Here is an 18,587-nt window from a genome sequence, read left to right as displayed (position 1 = left end):
TCAGAAAACCCTGAGCCGACGGCGCTAGCCGCGGGTGCTGCAGCGGAAATTCCGGGGCTGCGAGGCCCGAGGCTAGCGCCTACGGCTCAGAAGACTGAAGCCACTCGGTTTTAGCCCTGGGTTCTCCAAAACGCAGCGGAAACCGGACGCTAGCGCGTGGCGGCTGATGGATCTGGGTTAGTGCTGTCGGCTCAAAAGCTGACGGCACTAGCCCCACGGCGGCCGTTGACCGGCCGCCGTCGCACCCGGAGTCTCCCTCCGCTCAAACCCAGCTCGGTTCCCAGCCCTTGCGGTACGGCTTGCTGAGGAATTTCTGCGCGGCGTCGGAGTTGGCGATCCGCAGCTGGGCCGAATCCCACTGGAGCGTCTCACCCGGGAACCGGATCCCGATCGTGCCGAGCAGCACGGCTTCGGTCAGCGGCCCCGAATAATCGAACGCCGATGTGGTCGTGTCCGCACCTCGGCAGGCGTCGGCCCACTGCACGTAGTGATCGACCGCTTCGACTTTCGGCTGCTCGGACTCCGGATACTTATCTTCCGGGAACAACTTGGGCATCGCGACGTGCGGGATCACCAGCGAGCCCTTTTCGCCCACCAAGACCGAACCGGCCTGGGGCAGGTCGTACGAAGCCGGTACATCTCCCAAGACTTCGCGGGGCGGTTTCACACCGACTCCGTCGTACCAGGTGACGTTGATCGTCTCGCCCGCCGTTCGCTCGGTGCCGGGGAAGACGTAGCGGACGGTCGCCGCATCGGTCCAGGTTTCCGGCTTCAGCGGCGGTGCCTCGGCAACCAGCTGCGTCGGCGCGGTCAACTCGAGCGACTTGAAGACCGGATCGAGGATGTGACAACCGAAGTCGCCGAGCTGACCCGTTCCGTAATCCTGCCAACCGCGCCACGCGAACGGATGGTACAGGTCCTCCTTGTAGGGACGCTCCGGGGCCACGCCTTGCCAGAGCTCCCAGTTGACGTGCGAGGGAACGGGATCGGAGCCTTCGGGACGCTCGATGTGGCGAGGCCAGGCGGGAGTCCCGCTCTGCCACGAGTGGACTTCTTTGACTTTACCGATCAACCCCGAGTGAACCATCTCGACCGCAGTGCGATACGCCGAATGCGACTGGATCTGGTTGCCCATCTGAGTGACGACGTTATTCTTCTTGGCCGCCAGCTGCATCTGCCGCGCTTCATACACGGTGTGCGTCAGCGGCTTTTGGCAGAACACGTGCTTGCCCTGCTGCATCGCCACCAGCGCGACCGGTGCGTGCATGAAGTCGGGGGTCGACACGATCACCGCGTCGATCTCCTTCGACTCATCCATCAGCTTCCGCCAATCGGCGTACTGCTTCGCTTCCGGATACTTTTCGGCGGCCCGGCCCAAGTGCGGCTTCGAGCTGTCGATGTCGCAGAGCGCCGCGACGCGGACCGCGGGGCTGGCTGCCACGCCGAGCAAATCGCTCCAGCCTTTTCCGCCCGTTCCCACGCTCGCCACACTCAATCGTTCATTCGCACCAAAGACTCGGGAATAGCTTCCCGCCGAGAGAGCGATCGCGGCGCTGGCGAGCCCTAGCTGCTTGCCGAATTGGCGACGTGTGGTCAGGCGGGAAGGAGTGGGGCGGGGGGACATAAAATCCTCGAAGACGGGGGTATCGGAATCATTCACACGAAACGGGGCGCCGCGGTTCGGAGCGGCCGAACGATTCTAACCCGCCCCAGCGAGCCGATCGAGCACGTTCTTAGTGATCTGCTCGACCACCGGATCTTCGCCGCGGAGCCCGTGGGCCCAGTCGGTCGACCCACAGGTAAAAACCGTACCGCCGCGCGTGTAGAGCCCCATCACGGCCGCACCGACGCGATCCTTGGGAAATCGCTCGTACCACACGCTGTCCCCCGGAGCCCAGCGTGCCGGGCAGGTGCCGAGGATCTCAAAGGAGTCGGGGGTCCCATCGCGCCCGGTGGGAACTGGCAATCCATCCCGGAGTTCGAACTCGCAACCGTCGCATTCATAACCCACGATCGAGTCCTCACCGCCGAAGCGATCCTCGAGTTTCAGATTCGTTCCCTCGAACACCCAGTGCTCGGGGCGATGAACCTCGTAGGACGCAGGCCCATCCATGAACTGGCCGTGGCTGCGGTGGTATCCTCCCCACAAGAACCCCACTCCGGTCAACTGGTTTTCGGGCCGCTCGAGCAGATGATGGCTCCAGAGCGTGCTGAGGGTTGACTGGTCTGCTTCGCGGTAGATTGGGTCGACATTATACGACTGCTTATAACACACCAGCGCCCGTCCCTCCTCCTCGCTCCGCACTTGCCAGCAACAAGTATTGCCACTGAAGAAGGCAACGTTTCCGCCGCCCCCAATAAACTGTTCCAAGTGATCCCGCATCGGCTTGGACCAGTACTCATCATGCCCCACGCTGAGCACGAGCCGATAATGCTGTAGCAATTCGGGCCGAAACTCGAGATCGCTGTTCACGGCGTAGTCGAGCGCGTACCCATTCTTCTCAGCCCAGCGAACAAAAGCGGCTTCCCAGTTATAAAATTGGCTACTGAGGGGTCGATTGAACGATACTCGATTCCCTTGCAACCCGTTGCGGCCGTGGTAGGCGTAGAGGCTGTGTCCGCCCCAGTTGGTGTAAGCGTTATAAGTATTCGTCGAAAGCTGCAGCAGGATCTTCGAGTTTCTTCCGGGGTTTGCCGCCCGCACGACGAAGAACAAACTCCCCTCGGCCGTCCGCCGATTGCGGGCGACAAACGGCCCACCACCATCTTCCGCCTTCAGCGTCACCTGGTAATAACCGCTTTGCCAATCCGCAGGGATCTGGAAACGAAATCCCGCGGGCCATCCGCAACCGTGCGAAGAGGCGTTGTCGGGAATCGGATGCGCGCTACCGGCAATCTCCGACTTCTCCAACACACGTTGGTCGGTTCCACCGATCCGATCGACCGTGATCGAGTACTTTGCCGCCGTCGTCGAGACGTGCAGCGCCACTTCATCCCCAGGGGCGTAGCTGAGCTGATCCGAATAGCCTTCGATGAACAGCGATGGCGGCGGCGTCTGCTGGGCCTGAACCAAAGCGGGCGTGGCCCAGGAAGCGATGGCAATAAAAACGCTGGCGATCCACGGGAAAGGCTGCCACAGTCGCATCGAGGTTCTCCGCGTATCGAGGAAATGGCCAGCGAAAAATGCTGCCGATTAAAGTCGCTGCCGATTATAGACACCCGCAGCTCCCCCCGCGGACTTCCCGCCGGCGTTATCATGGCCGAGCGATCAACCGCAAGCGGATGAAGGAGCGGTTTAGCCGCCACGCGCTAGCGTCCGGTTCCCACCGCGTTTTCGGGAACCGGGGGCTAGCGCCCGGCGGCTGATGAGATGAAGCCCCGCGGCTCCCGGGTTAAACCAATACACCGCGCACGACCGAGGCCCCCATGCTCGAAACACTCACGCAAGAAGTCCTCGAAACGCTCGCGGATTTGGTTCGGATCAACAGCGTCAATCCGAACTACGAGGGAGGCGTTCCCGAGGCGGAGATGGCCGACTACATCGAGTCCTACTTCGCCTCGCGGGGTATCGAGACTTGGCGGCAGAGCGTGTTTCCGGATCGGCCCAACGTGATCGCCCGAGTTCCCGGCCGCGATTCGCAGCGGCGGATCGTCTTCGAAGCTCACATGGATACGGTTTCGGTCAGCGGGATGACGATTCCTCCTTGGACACCGGAGATCCGCGACGGGCGGATGTACGGCCGGGGAGCCTGCGATACCAAAGGCGGCATGGCCGCGATGATGCACGCGCTCGCCTCGCTCCACGCCGACGCTCTGACGCCTCCCTGCGACGTCTGGTTTGCCGCGACGATCGACGAAGAGTACTCCTACCGCGGGGTTGTCGCCCTTTGCAAAGAGTTGTCGGCCGATGCGGCCGTGATTGCCGAGCCGACGCTCTTGCAACCGGTCGTCGCCAGCAAAGGGCTCGTCCGCTGGCAGATCGAATCGCGGGGCCGCTCGGCCCATTCGGCGAAACCGCACCTGGGGGTCAATGCGATCGAGCACATGGCGCATCTGATCGTCGCTCTCGAGCAGGACACGCTCCGGCTCAGCGAGCAGCCCCATCCGCTCCTCGGTCCAGCGACTTGCAACGTCGGCGTGGTCCGCGGCGGCGTGCAGATCAATTTTGTCCCAGATCGGTGCGTGATCGAAATCGACCGACGGATGCTCCCGGGCGAGACGTGCGAGTCGGTGCTGAACCATTACCAACGCCTGGTCGATTCGGTGGTCGCCCAGCACCCGGGGATGGAGGCCGTGATGCATCCACCGATGCTGACGGACGTCCCCCTGGAGACCCGCCCCGATTCCCAAGCAGCGCGGCAGATCGCTCGGATCCTTGAGGAGATGCAACTCGATCCCACGCTGATCGGCGTCCCCTTCTGTAGCGACGCCAGCAAGTTCGGAGCGATCGGAATTCCGAGTATCATCTTTGGACCGGGCAGCATCGATCAGGCGCACGCCGCGGTCGAATACATCGACTGCGACCAAGTCCAAAAGGCGGCCGCGGTCTACCGTCGTTTCATGCTCGAGTTCAATTAAATCTCCCACGCCCTGTCCTTCGGAGGTTCGTGATGTCCCTGAATGCAAAACCTGCTGCGGCAAACTCGACTTCCATGCCAGCTCCCACGGCCCATCGCCTCTCGCGGCGAGAGTTTCAATCGCTCGCCCTGGCTGGGGCGACCGCGCTCGCCCTTCCCGCCGCCTCGGCTCGAGCATTGCCGGCCGCCGAAGAGGCAGGGTCCCCCGGCTGGATTGACGCCCACGTGCATGTTTGGACGCCGGACACCGACCGTTATCCGATCTCATCGAATTTCAAGGTCAGCGACATGCAGCCTCCGAGCTTTACGCCGGAGCAATTGTTTGCCCACTGCAAACCGCAGGGGGTCGACCGGATCGTGCTGATCCAGATGAGCTTTTATGAGTTCGACAACAATTACATGTTGGACACGATGGCTGCCCACCCCGGCACTTTCTCCGGTGTTGGGATCGTCGATAGCAAGGCTGCCGACGTGGCGGCGAAGATCAAAACGCTGGCGTCCAAGGGAGTCCGGGGGCTGCGCATTCATCCCAAACCAGGCGAAGCGGCCGAATGGATCCGAGACGAGGGTATGGCCACGCTCTGGAAGACGGCCCGAGAGAATGGGGTGGCGGTCTGCCCGCTGATCAATCCCAGCGACCTGCCGCACGTCGACGCGATGTGTGCGAAATTCCCCGGCACGACGGTGGTTGTCGATCACTTTGCCCGAATCGGAATGACCGGCGAGATCGATCCCGATCAGCTTAGTGCACTTTGTCGTTTAGCTCGCTTCCCGGACGCGCACGTGAAGACCTCCGCCTTCTACGCGCTCGGCAAAAAGGAGCCCCCCTACGTCGATCTGCTGCCGATGATCCGCCGCTTGGCCGACACGTTCGGCCCGGACCGCCTGATGTGGGCCAGCGACTGCCCCTACCAAGTCCAAGGCGAGCATACCTACGCCGCCTCGATCGCGCTGATCCGGGATCACGCCGACTTCCTCTCCAGCGGAGACAAGCAGGCGCTACTGCGAAACACCGCCGAGAAGGTGTTTTTCGCCTAGGCCCTGTCAGACAACCCTGAGCCGACGGCGCTAGCCGCGGGTGCTGCACGGAAATTCCGGGGCTGCGAGGCCCGAGGCTAGCGCCTACGGCTCAACAGAGTGAAATCGCCGGGTTTTCTGAGCCGACGGCGCTAGCCGCGGGTGCTGCACGGAAATTCCGGGGCTGCGAGGCCCGAGGCTAGCGCCTACGGCTCAACAGAGTGAAATCGCCGGGTTTTCTGACAGGGCCTAGCGTGTTAGAGCACCTCCGACAACGGCCGCTCGACGGACTGCGCACGGGTTGGCGGCGGACCAAACAACTCCGTCGAAAGCTCGATCAGTTCGTCATCGAACAGCTGCCAGTAACCATCGTCCTCCGCGAACTCTTGCCACCGGTCAAGGACGCGCATGTGGGAGGCATTGCCGTGGTGTTTCAACCCATCGAAGGAACTTCCTCCTGCCGTATCCGCGACGTCGTTGATTGCGGCGTCGGTGAACCGCAGCCCGAGTTGTTCGGCGATTTGGCGACGATAGTCCGAGCAGGTTACCCACGAGTTAAATAGGATCACCCGCCGAGACGAGGGGAGAAATCGTCGGATGCCCAGGGCCTCCCGCGCGTGCTGCTTCCAGATTTTCATGGCTCGAGCGTGCGGGATGTGGTTCAATCCAAAATGCACCCGGCTGGCGAAAAGGTTAAACGGATCTCGCAGGATCAGCAGGTCCTGCCGCTCGGCCGAGGCCCCCAACCATTCATCGTGCCGAAATTCTACCGCCGCCTTGCGGAGCAGGCCGAGGAAGCAATCCTCATAGCTGTACAGGAGATAGTCCTTCCGGGAAAACTCTCCCAGTCTCTCCGCCTGCAGATTCAACTGCGGAATATTGGTCTCATACGACAATCCGGAGCCCATCGGGCGTGACGATTGGTACGGATTCTGTTTGGGCTCGACGCAGTTGAGAAAGCAAAACTGGCCCTCAAGGTGCGCCAGCAACCAATTGATCACCGCGTGATTGCCGCTGCGGGACATTCCGACGATCCGCCATTCATTCGCATTAACGATTCTAGACATCAATCCTTTTGGGTTTCAGACGTTATGGAACCTTGACCATTCGGCAACACGGGGTTGCAGGTCTCGGTAATCGGCTTCGGCAGTGCGCCGATCGGATTCCTCAATACCGATATCGACGCCATCTCTAAACGGCTCCACTTCTTGCTCGACGCGGGCGTCAATCGGGTCGACATCGCTGTGACCGAAACGTCGGTCAACCTTTGCGACCAGACCAAAATGTACCAGGATTATGCTCGGACCTACACCGAACGACTCGCCCCAATGGGATTGAGCCTGCAGGAGCTGGGCGTGGGCCACTCCGGCATCTCCTCGGCCCCGAGCGAGGCTTGGCCCGACCGTACGTCAGCCTTTCCAGCCTGACATGCTGCATCCCGAAAAGTCAGCCTGGAAAGGCTGACGTACGGGAAGTCCCATAAAAAACGGCGTGCCTGCGAGGTGGAACGCCTCGCCGACACGCCGCGCGAATTCGACTCGATACCGGGGATCGATCGCGGGTCGATTTACTGCGACACCAACTCCAGCTTGAAATCTCCACCCCCTTCTGGAATCTGGATCTTCAGCGGAGTCATCTCGGGCGAGGTGTAGATTGCCGGAATGGTTTTGGGCCCCCCGCGGACGGGCGCCGGAATGCCGAGCGCGACTTCGGGTTCATCTCCCTCCCCCTGTACGGCGATTTCCTCTCCGAGCGGGAACATCGGCTCGTTCACGGTGACGACGTACGATCCGGGCAAGGCGCCATACACATCCTCGGTGGCTCCGGCGGCGACCGCCAGGAGCTCAAAAGCACCATTCTCATCCGTGCTAGCCCCGGCCCCCATCCCGGGCGTGCCGGGCTCGGGAGCAAAAAATACGGTCTTCAGCCCGAGCGGCTTCCCGTCAATCGTGACCACACCTTTTACGGGAACATAGTTTGGACCGGAGGGGCCGCAACCAGTGAGGGCCACGGTTACGGCGAGCAGCGGCAGGAGCAATAAATGCAAGCGGCATTTGGACTTCATCTTCGTTCATTCTCCATGGGGATCGAATTCCCTTGGCCCGGAAGACAACGGAGCGACGCGCCGCCGCCCCACGATTTTCGGCGTCTGCGGATCAGGGCAGCGAAGCGACCTCCCCGTCACCCATGCGACAGAGCCGCTCGAGCAACACCGAGTCGACGGTCTCGGCGACGAAGGTGACCGAGCCGTCCCCCATCGCGAAACCACAACCGCCCGGGTGGAGACTGGCTGCCGCAGCCCACCAAGTGCGGGTGTGTCCGCGGACCGGTTTGTAGGGAGGGCTCTGCCAGGTCGGATGGACCGCCGGCAAATGCCAGAGGTTGATCCCCGGGTTGCTCGTTCCGGGATCGATCCCAATCATCACCCACCCGCGATAAGCCCAAGCGTTGCCGCGACCGTTGACGTGACGGAGAGTGGTCTCGCCTAAGGCAAAGGTGTTGCTCAGACCATCCGTCACATCACCAGGATCGGTGGTGCTGTTCTCACCAAACATCCGCCGGGCCACGCCCGCGGTCCTCCAGTTGTTGCAGATGCTGAAGTCAGAATCGCTGGTGATGAAGTCATAATTCGTGCCAGCCCCAGCCAATCCCGCGGTTCCCGCATCGGGCCCATAGTGAGCACCGACGAGCCAGCCGCTATAAGCATTGCTGTCGGAGGGACAGAGAAAGGTACTGATCACCGTCGATGAGAGCGCAGCATTTCCGTTGGCAATCGGATCTCCCACAATCGTTCCGGTCGTATTCCGGGAAGCGGCGGAACCCAAGATCGCATGGGCTTCTTCGATCACGAATTGATCGTAGATATTCTGCTGCTCAATGTAATTCAGCAGATTGACGAGCCCGTTCGAATTATAGATTTCCGTATCCGCGTTCGCACCGGCGGGGCACATTGCGTACCCCTTGCCGGCTGGCGGATATTTCTTGAACGTCGACTCGTGGTTATGAAGCGCCAGCGCGAGCTGCTTCAGATTGTTTTGGCAACTCATGCGACGCGCCGCTTCGCGGGCCGCTTGCACTGCTGGTAGTAGTAGTCCGACAAGAACTCCAATGATCGCGATCACCACGAGGAGTTCAACAAGCGTGAACCCTCGCCTCCTGGCATAGATCATAACTTTGTCTCCAAGGCTGGAAAGACTGATAAAAAACGTGGCGTATGGTGGATTCGGCGAATCCACGGCCGCCGATGCGCGTGGAGCGATGCTCACGCAACTCGGAAAGAGCGGCTTCGCCGAAAGGCCCAGCGGGAGGAAGAAGCCTCAGGGCTCGCCGCAAGAGCCACTGGCAGATGACGACCCAATGGCACCAAAGTGCGCCGTGGGAAGACAGCCTCGAGGGACGGCGTCGATGGTGATTCTCCCCAAAGCCAGAGACGCAAGAGACGCTTTTCATGACTCGAAACCTCGAGACGGGCGACTTCGGGGAACAGCCGGATCATACCGACAATGGGGGCCCCAGGAAAGCAAAATCAGGGATTTACAACAGAAATATTCCTTTCGCGATGCGAGGTGTGAAACTGAGCGGGCGAGACTCGCACGCCACACGCCTCCCATCCCAGGGACGTGCGGCGTTCCTTATTTTCCCGCTCCCGATTGCATTCGCTGAGCACAGCAATTCCTACAAGTTCACCTTAACGGCGGAGCAAGCCCCGCTGCTGGGGACGTTAGCTTCGCCCTTGCCAACCTTAGGCTCGTGCGGTCCGCGGTCTCCCCACCCTCCATAACGGCGTCTCCGTTCACGCTCTTTGGCCGCCATTTCAAGACCCCAAGAGGCTGGCCCACGACGTATCAGACTCGCGGTCTCGAGCACCATTTTTTTTCCCGACGAATCGCCGGACGCGGTCGAAACGGCTGGAGGAGTCCGGCAAAGCGTGCGGTGCCCCGGAGGACGGAAGAGAGACCCGTGGTCGTTGAGCCGATAAGGTCCCCGTAGCCAAGGTCCTCGCAGCGATCGACTGGACCGTCGATTTCCCCTGCCCCCCACGAATTTGCAGTTCAGGAGCCCGCATGGCATTCCTCAGCGGAAGCATCGCGTTCGAGAGATTTCGCGTCGCCGGTAGCGAAGCCGACACCTTTGGGCCCGAGCACCTTGAGGTGCTCGAACAGTACCGGAGTGGCCAGTTCCAGACCTCCTCGACCGAGAACATCCACGTCGGATTTCTCGCTGGCGGCCACCTCTTCGACCATGCGTTCGACCTGGAAAAGAACGTCATCAACGACGCACTGCACTGCGCCGTGCGGATCGATACCAATCAGATTCCTTCGCCCATCCGCAAGGCTTGGCTGCAGATGGAATTGGCGGCGATCATGAGGGAGAATCCCGATCGGCGACCGACCAAGGCCCAGCGTCAGGAAGCGAAGGACGCAGTCGAGCAACGCTGCGAAGACGAAGCCAAGACGGGCAAGTACCTCCGCATGCAGCAGTCTCCAGTGCTCTGGGATGCCCGCCACCAAATGCTCTACTTCGGCGGCTCCAGCGCCACGGCCGCCGGGCATGCGGCCGACCTATTCGAACGGGCGTTCGAAGTGGAACTGCATCGCGTGACGGTGGGGAAGCTGGCACAGCGATGGGCGGAGGGCGAGAATCAGCTGGCCGCCTTCGACGCCGTCACTCCCTCGAGCTTTCATCCACACCACTCCAACTCGACCTGGGCCTGGCTGGCCGACGCGGAAGGTCTCGATTTTCTCGGCAACGAGTTCCTCCTCTGGCTGTGGTGGTACCTGGAGAGCGAATCCGACACCATCGCTCTGGCCGACGGCTCCGAGGTGACCGCCATGTTCGCCAAGACGCTCACCCTCGAATGCCCGCTGGGCGAAACCGGCAAAGAGGTCATCTCCTCCGAATCGCCGGTGCGGCTTCCCGAGGCGATGGAAGCGATCCGGTCGGGAAAATTGCCTCGCAAGGCGGGCTTAATCCTCGTCCGCGACGGCCAGCAGTACGATCTCGTACTGCAGGCAGAGACGTTCGGGATCGGCGGAGCCAAAGTCCAGGCGGATGAAGATTCCGAAGGCCGTGCGGTCCTCGAGGAGCGGATCGACGCGATTCGCAACTTGAGCGAAACGGTCGACCTCCTGTTCCACGCCTTCTGCCAGCGGCGAATCGGCAACGCGTGGGGCAGCGATCTGGAGCGTCTCCGCGGCTGGCTGCAAAGCGACGCCGCAGAAGTCAAACGCCCCGCGGCGTAGATGGGGAGTACTGAGTCACTCCTCAACCAACGGAGCGGTTTCTTCGGGCGTGGTCGTCCCCGGGGGCAATTCGAGGATGCGGATATTCCGAAAATGGATCTCCGCTCCTTCGGACTCGAGGCAGAGGTAACCTTTTTTGACCGACGAATCGCTCATCCCGTTGACGAATTTCCCGTTCACCGACAGCTTGATCTCCCCATCGACGCAGACCACGTCGTAGACGTTCCACTCACCCTTCCCTTTGCAGCGGTTCTCCACCGATTTGCTCCGAGTCCCACGCGGATTGTCGGGTGTCGCCGTCAGGCCATTCGCTCCGAATAGTTCGCCGTGCACGTAGGCGATCGGCGGCAGGCTGCCATCCTTGAGCTTGTGCTGGTTGACCCAGTCGAGCTCGAGCATCTGGATCTCCATTCCCTTGGGTAATCGCCGCCCCTCGGGCACGGTCCCCTCGCTCCATGCGAACACCCCCGAGTTACCCCCCGCCTCCATGTGACGCCATTCAATGTGGAGCAAAAAATTCTCATACTGGCGGTCCGTCCGCATCACACCGATCGGATGCCCGCTGCACACCAGCAGTCCATCGCGAACGCTCCAGGTATCATCCGCGGTGTTCACGTTGACCCAGCCGGTGAGGTCTTTGCCATTGAACAAGTCCCGCCAACCCGCAGGCTCCTCAGCCGACGCAACACCCGCTCCACAACCGAGCAGAACCACGCTACCGACCAGGATTGCAATCCGGCAGATCCCACTCATAACCGATTCCTTCTCAATACTCATCAACGCCATAGCGCCATCTCTCTCCGAGGTTATGTTTTCGCAGCTTCACCGAGAGCATAATCCATCCGCACCCGTACGTGCCCGGCGAATTCAACCTTTTTGAGCCGTAGTCGGCCGGACTATCCATCAGCCGCCACGCGCTAGCGTCCGGTTCTCCCAGACTCCGCAGAAACCGGACGCTAGCGCGTGGCGGCTGATTTGAAACACGGCTTCGCGGCGTTCCGCGGCAGACCCCGCGGCTATCGGTGTCGATTAGCGGTTCTGCCACGGCGCCAAACCCCGCACCCACTGCACGACTCGTGCGGCTCCCACTCCAGCGGCGGCGTACATCAGCGGGCGAACCGGAACCGTGAATCGGCCTCCGACCGACCAGCTGGCGGCAACGGCAACACTCGCAGCGACGAGGAAACACACCATCAGCCACTGTTCGTCCCGCCGCGGATAGAGCACCAGCCCGACGGCCACGAGCAGCAATAAAAGGATCTCGCGTCGCGATGTTGGCCACCACTCGGTCCGCACCCGAGCGACTATCAGCCGAGGAACCTGCCGCCAATTCTCCGCGAGCCATCGGCCCGCTTCGCGGCGACTCTGCTCGGCCAGCCATTGCTCACGCTCGACCGCCCGGTCCGGCAGCGCGGCGACTGCAGCGGGATCCTCGGGCAGCGGGTTGTACCACAGCCCGCCCCCTTGCAACGCTCGATCGCTGTAAGCCACCGCGAGATTGATTTCACCGTGCAGCCCGAGCGGCTTGAACTCCTCAAGCAGCAGCGAATTCCGCACGGCCCAAGGCGCCACACAAGCGGCGAGCACCACAGCCGTCACCGTCGCGTCGACGAGCCGTCGCCGCCAACCCACTTGCCTGAGCGAATGGGGAACCGGCAGGACCATCGCCAGCAGGAGCACCGGGAGCCATAGCACGAAGGCGGTGCGAAACAGAACCGCCACCCCCAGCGCCCCTCCGATCCCCACAGCCCGTCGCAGCGAAGGCCCCCGGATGTAGTGCAGTTGCAGGACGAACACGACGGTAATCGCCAAGGTCGCGAGCGGTTCCGAGAGAATGTCGCCTGAAATGTAAGGGCGAACGCTGTCGACGATCGTCCCGCAAAACAGCCCCACCACCACGGCGACCAGTCCCGCAGCGCGATACGCACAAACCAAGGTGAGCGAAATTGCCGCCGCCATCGCCGCGCAGTTGAGCAGCCGCACGAGGGCGAACTGGCGGCCGGCCGTCTGGTAAATCGCTGCCATCACCGCGGGCAGACCGGGAGGCCGAAAAGTTGTTGGACCATGCAGCGGATCGGCCAGTCGCTGCTGATAGATTCGGTCCCGCTCCACGTCGGCAGTTGCATGCGATCGCTCGCCGTCGGCCGCGGCCAAATACGGACGCTGAAAATCGGGGTCGCGAAAGTCAAAGGAGAATCCATTCCCTTTGGCGATTTGAACAGCGAGCGCATCGTAATCGAGCGAATCGAATGGCTGCGGTGGAGCACTCAAGCCGTCACGCCGCCCGACCTGAACGGCGAAAAAGAAACACGCCAGGCAAAAGCAGACCACAAACACGGCCCACTCCGCCCAGCGGCTTTGCCGCGAAGTGTCGTCTTCCCGGTTCACGCCCCGATCAGCTTCTTATTGAATCGCCCTTCGTTGATCGTGGGGCGTTCCGGGCGTCCTTTATGGTCGTACGTCAGCTTCATGTTATCGATCCCGAGCAGCCCCAGGATCGACGCGTGGATGTCATGGACGTGCATCTTATCTTCAATCGCATACAACCCGAGCTCATCGGTCGCACCGATCGTCTGTCCCCCCTTCACACCACCGCCCGCCATCATGATCGAGAACCCGGTGGGATTATGGTCGCGGCCATTGGACTTTTCGCTCATTGGTGTGCGGCCAAACTCACCGCCCCAAATCACCAGCGTCTCGTCGAGCAGTCCCCGCTGCTTGAGGTCCTTGATCAATCCGGCAACCGGCTTGTCCATCGACTTGCACAACCGCGAGTGATTCTTCTCGATCGCCGAATGAGAATCCCAGCCGCTGCCGGTACCGCTGTAGAGTTGGATGAAGCGGACGCCCCGCTCGGCCAACCGGCGGGCGAGCAAACAGTTGCGCCCAAACGCTTCGGTTTCTTTCTGGTCCAATCCATATAACTCGCGAGTCGCAGCGGTTTCTCCCGACAACTCAACGGCTTCCGGAGCTCGGGCTTGCATTCGGAACGCGAGCTCATAACTTTCGATCCGGGCGTCGAGCTCAGACTGCTGCGGTCGCATCGAGGCATGCTCGCGATTGAACTGCTGCAACAGGTCGAGTTTCGCACGCTGCCGCTGGCTCGAATAGCCTTCGGGCCAGTTGAGGTTCGCGATCGGCTCGGCGCTGCTGCCGTCGATATGCACTCCCTGGTGCGTCGCCGGCATGAACCCCGATCCCCAGTTTCGCGGACCGTTGACGGGCTTGCGTGAATTGTCGCACATCACGACGAACGAGGGCAGATTTTGATTCCCACTGCCCAATCCATAATTCACCCACGACCCGAGCGAAGGTCGGCCCGCAACGTTGATGCAGGTGTTCATCTGGCAGACGCCACCGGCATGATTGATTCCGTTGGTCCAGCACGATCGAACGACGGCGATGTCGTCCATGCAGGTGGCGATATGGGGAATCCACTCCGACGCCCACAACCCACTCTCGCCGTGCTGTTTCCAGGTCCGCGGAGCGGCGAGCAACGGCGCCCCTTTCTCCCCCATCGCCGTGATCGGCTCCTGAAAGCTCGACGGCAAAGGCTGGCCGGCCAGCTTGTTGAGCAAGGGCTTGGGGTCGACCAAATCGAGATGGCTCGGCCCCCCTTCCAGGAAGCACCAGATCACGCGTTTCGCTTTGGGTGCGAAATGCGGCCCCGGCGTAGGAGATTCTGCGCCTCGCAACTCTTCATGCATCATTGCCTGAAGCGCAAGAGCGCCAAATCCAAATCCCGTCGCCTGCAGGAATTCGCGGCGGGAACCGGGACTCCAGTGGTGCGGCTGGTTCGACTGTCGGCAAAGGCGGGAAGTCATCGGGATCAGCCTCGATCAATCGACGTACAGGAATTCGTTGGAGTTCAGCAGCACATGGCAGAGGTCGACCACGCGGTCCTCGGGAAGCGACTCACCGACGAACGCCAGCGACTGTTCCAACTCGCTCGGCGTCGGCTCGCGACCCCAGCTCAGCCGGAAAGCGGTCTTCAGCATTTCGTGCGGGGAGCCGGCGTGCTCTTGCAGCCGCTCGGCCATCTTCTTCGCCCGGGTGAGCGTCCAGTCGCCATTGAGCATCATCAGCGACTGGATCGGCGTCGTCGTGCGATTGCGTTCGGCAACGCTTTTGAGCCCGTTGGCCACGTCGAACAACTGCAGGAACGTGTCGGGGTTGTTGCGATAGAACTTGACATACAGCGACCGCCGGGGAGCCGCGCCGTCAACGCTCGGGCCGCCGCAGTGATGCTCGAGTTCGCCGCTGGCGATCAACATCGAATCGCGAATCTGTTCCGCGTTGAGCCGCCGCACGGGGAACCGCCAGAGCAGACTCTCGGCTGGATCTTTCACTTGATTCTCCGCCGCCCGGGAATGCAGCGAGGACTGCTGCCAGACGGCCGACATGAGAATCCGCTTGTGCAGTTTCTTGAAGCTCCACCCTTCTTCGACAAACGTGACCGTCAACCAATCGAGCAAGTCGGGGTGGGTCGGAGGGAGCCCGAGGTGACCGAAATCGCTCGCCGTCGGCACGATCCCCTGCCCAAAATGCTGCTGCCAAATGCGGTTGACGATCACCCGCGTGGTCAGCGGGTTGTCCTCCTTGCCGATCCATTCGGCCAGTGCGGTCCGCCGCCCCGACGACTTGAGCTCGTCGATTCTCTGCGGCTCCACCGGCTCGACCACTTCGCTGAGGACCGTCAGAAAGCCGGGTGGGATCGGTTCTTGGTCCGCACTGTCGGGGATCAGGGTCGGCGACAGCGTGCCGGGGAAATCGGCGACCGTCATGAGCCCCGGAAGCGGCTCGGGTTTGAGATGATCGAACTCGGCGAGTTGCTTCTTCAGCTCTTCGTAGCGCGCCTTATCTTCCTTCTTCATCGACTTCAGCGGTCCGCCCCCTTCCTCCTCGAACTGGCGTCCGATCAGGTAGGCCATCTGGTGCTCCCAGCTCGTCCGCTCCTCGACCGGCTTGTGGAAGCAGGCCTGGATATCGAGCGGGAACTTTTCGACGGTCGAGACCCACTTGCGGTCGTAGTAGGGCTTGAGCAGCGCTTCGATTTCCTGTTGCACCTCGGCCGACGCATCGAGCCAAGCCGCGTGCTGCCGTTCGTACGCAGCCAGTTCCTCCTCGGTCGCCATCGGCACATCGTCGCGCCAAATCAGCGGCTCGAAGAACGCGCGAAGCTGAAAATAATCTTTCTGCAAAATCGGATCGAACTTGTGATCGTGGCAGCGAGCACAGGCCATCCCCATCCCAATAAACACGTCCGCCGTGACGTCGGTGATCTCGTTGATCGAATCGTCCCACAGCGAGCGGGCGTCGCGCTGGTTGTATTCATAAATCCCCAGCCGCAAATAACCGGTCGCGGCGAGCGCCTCGGGATCGGGGCCCGGAATCTCGTCACCGGCCAACTGCTCGCGAACGAACTGCGGGTACGGCTTGTCGTCGTTGAACGAGCGGACGACGTAATCGCGATAGCGCCAGATGTGGGGCCGGTAAGCATCCTGGTTCCAACCGTCCGACTCGGCGTAGCGGACCAAGTCCAACCAGTATCGCCCCCAGTGCTCGCCATACCGGTGGTCCTCGAGCAAACGGTCGATCAACCGCTCCCAGGCGTCGGGGGACTCGTCCGCCACGAAGTGAGCCAGCTCCTCCGGCGTCGGCGGCAGGCCGATCAAGTCGTAATAGACCCGCCGGACCAGCTGCTCTTTCGCAGCCTGCGGGGCGGGCTCGATTCCTTCACTCACGAGCCGATCGTAGATGAAGCGGTCGATCTCGGTCCGCGACCACGAATCCTCTTCCGGCGCAGGGACTTCGGGGCGACGCAGCGGCTGGAAAGCCCACCACTGGCGGTCGGACTCGGAAATCACCCCCGAGACTTCGCGGACCGCCTCTCCGTGCTCAGGCCACACCGCTCCGGCGGCGATCCAGTCGACGAAGCGAGCGACATCTTCCTCGGGCAGCGGGGCCGACGGCGGCATCTCGAAGGATTCATAACGCACCGCCTCGACGAGCAGGCTTTCCGCGACTTCGCCCGCCACGACCGCCGGTCCACTGTCGCCCCCTTTGAGCATCGCTTCGAGCGAATCAAGCCGCAGCCCACCTTCCTGTTTCTCCGGGCCGTGGCATTTCACGCATTTCCCGGCCAGCAACGGACGCACGTACTGCTCAAAGTACTTTCCTCCATCGGTCTCGGCCCGAGCGGCGGTCGACGTGCAGCAGAGAGCGGCAATGATGGCCAGAAAGGAGCCAGTGCGGCGCATTGCGAGCCTCGTTGGAGGGAGTGTAGGCGGGAGCTCCCATGGTACCCCATCTCGCGGGGCACTGCACGCAAGTCCCAACTAGACTTGCAGCCGGTCTGTGATGCTAAATTGGGCTCTCTGCGTTGTCCTTCCCGCCACTCCCTCGCCGTTTGGAGTTTTTTCGATGGCCTTTTCGCTCGATCGCCGCGGCTTTCTCAAAGCCGGTGCCGCCCTGGCTTCCACCACGCTCGTCCCGGTCCGTGGACGGGCCGCTTCCCCGAACGGCCGGCTTCGGACGGCGCACATCGGCGTCGGCGGAATGGGCGGAGCCGACCTCCGCTCGATTGCCTCGCACCCGCAAGTCGAAGTCGCGGTCCTCTGCGACGTCGATCAAACCCGCTTGGCCGCGGCCCACGAGCAGCATCCCGGCGCCAAGACGTTCCAAGATTACCGCGAGATGTTCTCCGCCCTGGGCGACTCGTTCGATGCCGTGGTCGTCTCCACTCCGGACCATACGCATGCCCCGGCAGCGATGATGGCGCTACAGCACGACAAACCGGTTTACTGCCAAAAGCCACTCACGCACGAAGTTTTTGAAGCTCGGCAACTGCGGAAAGTCGCCGCCCAAAAGGGCGTCCCCACGCAGATGGGCATCCAGGTTCACTCGAGTGCCCCCTATCGCCGCGCGGTCAAAATGATCCAAAGCGGCGTGATCGGCAAAGTCAGCCAGGTTCACGCGTGGTCGAACAAAAACTGGGGCTACGACGGACCCGCGTTCACCACGAGCGCGGCGCCGCCGGAAACGCTTGCCTGGAATCTGTGGCTCGGCGTCTGCGACGAGCGACCCTACGTGCCCGAGGTCTACCACCCTGGCCAGTGGCGGAAGCTGATCGACTTCGGCACCGGCACGCTCGGCGACATGGGAGTCCACATCTTCGACACGCCCTACGATGCACTCCAGCTGACCGCTCCCCGCTGGGCCAAGACGACCTGCCGCCCGCCGACCGGCGTCGGACACCCGACGCAAAACATCGTGGAGTACGAATTCCCCGGAACCGCCCAGACCACCGATACACTTCGCTGGACGTGGTACGACGGCGACTTCGCACCGCCAAAGAGCGAGCAGCTGCAGCTTCCCGAAGGACTCCAGCTCCCCGGCCAAGGCTCGCTGTTCGTCGGCGAAGGGGGCTACATGTTGCTGCCCCACGTCGGCGAACCGCAACTGTTCCCCGAAAAGCAGTTCCGCGATTACCAGCCGCCGGAGGTCGAAGTGGTTAGCCACTACCACCAGTGGGTCGATGCCTGCCGAGGCGAAGCGAAGACGAGCGCGGGATTCGATTACGCCGGACCGTTGACCGAAGCCCTATTGCTGGGAGTCGTCGCCAACCGCTTCCCCGAAAAACAGCTCGAGTGGGATGCCGAGCAACTGCAGGTCACGAACCTCCCCGAAGCGAACGAGCTGCTCCGCCGCAAGTATCGCGAGGAGTTTCAGGTCGCCGGGCTCTGAAAGC

General features: G+C 62.1%; 14 protein-coding genes. 5 read left to right on the top strand and 9 right to left on the bottom strand.

The window, feature by feature from the left end; genetic code table 11:
* Positions 1 to 262 precede the first annotated feature (262 nt).
* Both GNK13_RS02310 and GNK13_RS02305 read right to left on the bottom strand, forming a co-directional pair.
* Entirely contained in the window at positions 263 to 1,624 is a 1,362-nt protein-coding gene (locus GNK13_RS02310) for a Gfo/Idh/MocA family protein (RefSeq protein WP_164100825.1), read from the bottom strand.
* 75 nt (positions 1,625 to 1,699) lie between these two features.
* Complete coding sequence (locus tag GNK13_RS02305; protein ID WP_203328886.1) at positions 1,700 to 3,145, bottom strand: N,N-dimethylformamidase beta subunit family domain-containing protein; 1,446 nt, start codon at positions 3,143 to 3,145, stop codon at positions 1,700 to 1,702.
* Positions 3,146 to 3,426: 281 nt separating this feature from the next.
* Between GNK13_RS02305 and GNK13_RS02300 the strand changes: the two genes are divergently transcribed.
* Both GNK13_RS02300 and GNK13_RS02295 read left to right on the top strand, forming a co-directional pair.
* The gene (locus tag GNK13_RS02300) at positions 3,427 to 4,578 is read left to right on the top strand and encodes a M20 family metallopeptidase (RefSeq protein WP_164100824.1); all 1,152 of its coding nucleotides are present in this window, start codon (positions 3,427 to 3,429) and stop codon (positions 4,576 to 4,578) included.
* A gap of 74 nt (positions 4,579 to 4,652) precedes the next feature.
* The gene (locus GNK13_RS02295) at positions 4,653 to 5,615 is read left to right on the top strand and encodes an amidohydrolase family protein (protein WP_164100823.1); all 963 of its coding nucleotides are present in this window, start codon (positions 4,653 to 4,655) and stop codon (positions 5,613 to 5,615) included.
* Between the two features lie 236 nt (positions 5,616 to 5,851).
* Here the strand turns inward: GNK13_RS02295 and GNK13_RS02290 are convergent, their stop codons facing one another.
* Complete coding sequence (locus GNK13_RS02290; protein ID WP_164100822.1) at positions 5,852 to 6,661, bottom strand: hypothetical protein; 810 nt, start codon at positions 6,659 to 6,661, stop codon at positions 5,852 to 5,854.
* A 54-nt stretch (positions 6,662 to 6,715) separates the two neighbouring features.
* Here GNK13_RS02290 and GNK13_RS02285 point away from each other — a divergent pair, with 54 nt between their 5' ends.
* Complete coding sequence (locus GNK13_RS02285) at positions 6,716 to 7,021, top strand: hypothetical protein (RefSeq protein ID WP_164100821.1); 306 nt, start codon at positions 6,716 to 6,718, stop codon at positions 7,019 to 7,021.
* A gap of 140 nt (positions 7,022 to 7,161) precedes the next feature.
* Here the strand turns inward: GNK13_RS02285 and GNK13_RS02280 are convergent, their stop codons facing one another.
* On the bottom strand, positions 7,162 to 7,659 hold the full coding sequence (locus tag GNK13_RS02280; protein WP_164100820.1) for a hypothetical protein: 498 nt from the start codon (positions 7,657 to 7,659) through the stop codon (positions 7,162 to 7,164).
* 91 nt (positions 7,660 to 7,750) lie between these two features.
* Positions 7,751 to 8,764: a DUF1559 domain-containing protein gene (locus GNK13_RS02275; RefSeq protein WP_164100819.1), complete on the bottom strand. Its 1,014-nt coding sequence runs from the start codon at positions 8,762 to 8,764 to the stop codon at positions 7,751 to 7,753.
* Positions 8,765 to 9,658: 894 nt separating this feature from the next.
* Here GNK13_RS02275 and GNK13_RS02270 point away from each other — a divergent pair.
* Complete coding sequence (locus GNK13_RS02270) at positions 9,659 to 10,837, top strand: hypothetical protein (protein ID WP_164100818.1); 1,179 nt, start codon at positions 9,659 to 9,661, stop codon at positions 10,835 to 10,837.
* 15 nt (positions 10,838 to 10,852) lie between these two features.
* Here GNK13_RS02270 and GNK13_RS02265 read toward each other — a convergent pair whose 3' ends face one another.
* From GNK13_RS02265 to GNK13_RS02250, 4 genes are all read right to left on the bottom strand, one after another.
* Entirely contained in the window at positions 10,853 to 11,590 is a 738-nt protein-coding gene (locus tag GNK13_RS02265; protein ID WP_164100817.1) for a 3-keto-disaccharide hydrolase, read from the bottom strand.
* Positions 11,591 to 11,866: 276 nt separating this feature from the next.
* Complete coding sequence (locus GNK13_RS02260; RefSeq protein WP_164100816.1) at positions 11,867 to 13,225, bottom strand: hypothetical protein; 1,359 nt, start codon at positions 13,223 to 13,225, stop codon at positions 11,867 to 11,869.
* Positions 13,222 to 14,661, bottom strand: a complete 1,440-nt coding sequence (locus tag GNK13_RS02255; RefSeq protein ID WP_164100815.1) for a DUF1501 domain-containing protein — start codon at positions 14,659 to 14,661, stop codon at positions 13,222 to 13,224. Before GNK13_RS02255 ends, GNK13_RS02260 begins: the two co-directional genes overlap by 4 nt.
* A gap of 15 nt (positions 14,662 to 14,676) precedes the next feature.
* Positions 14,677 to 17,097, bottom strand: a complete 2,421-nt coding sequence (locus GNK13_RS02250; protein WP_164100814.1) for a PSD1 and planctomycete cytochrome C domain-containing protein — start codon at positions 17,095 to 17,097, stop codon at positions 14,677 to 14,679.
* A 163-nt stretch (positions 17,098 to 17,260) separates the two neighbouring features.
* Here GNK13_RS02250 and GNK13_RS02245 point away from each other — a divergent pair, with 163 nt between their 5' ends.
* On the top strand, positions 17,261 to 18,583 hold the full coding sequence (locus tag GNK13_RS02245; RefSeq protein WP_164100813.1) for a Gfo/Idh/MocA family protein: 1,323 nt from the start codon (positions 17,261 to 17,263) through the stop codon (positions 18,581 to 18,583).
* The last annotated feature ends 4 nt before the right edge of the window (positions 18,584 to 18,587 follow it).

Source organism: Candidatus Laterigemmans baculatus (assembly GCF_010367455.1).
GTDB lineage: Bacteria > Planctomycetota > Planctomycetia > Pirellulales > Pirellulaceae > Laterigemmans > Laterigemmans baculatus.
The sequence above is the reverse complement of the archived record's forward strand: the minus strand, read 5'-3'. Positions and strand labels throughout refer to the sequence as shown.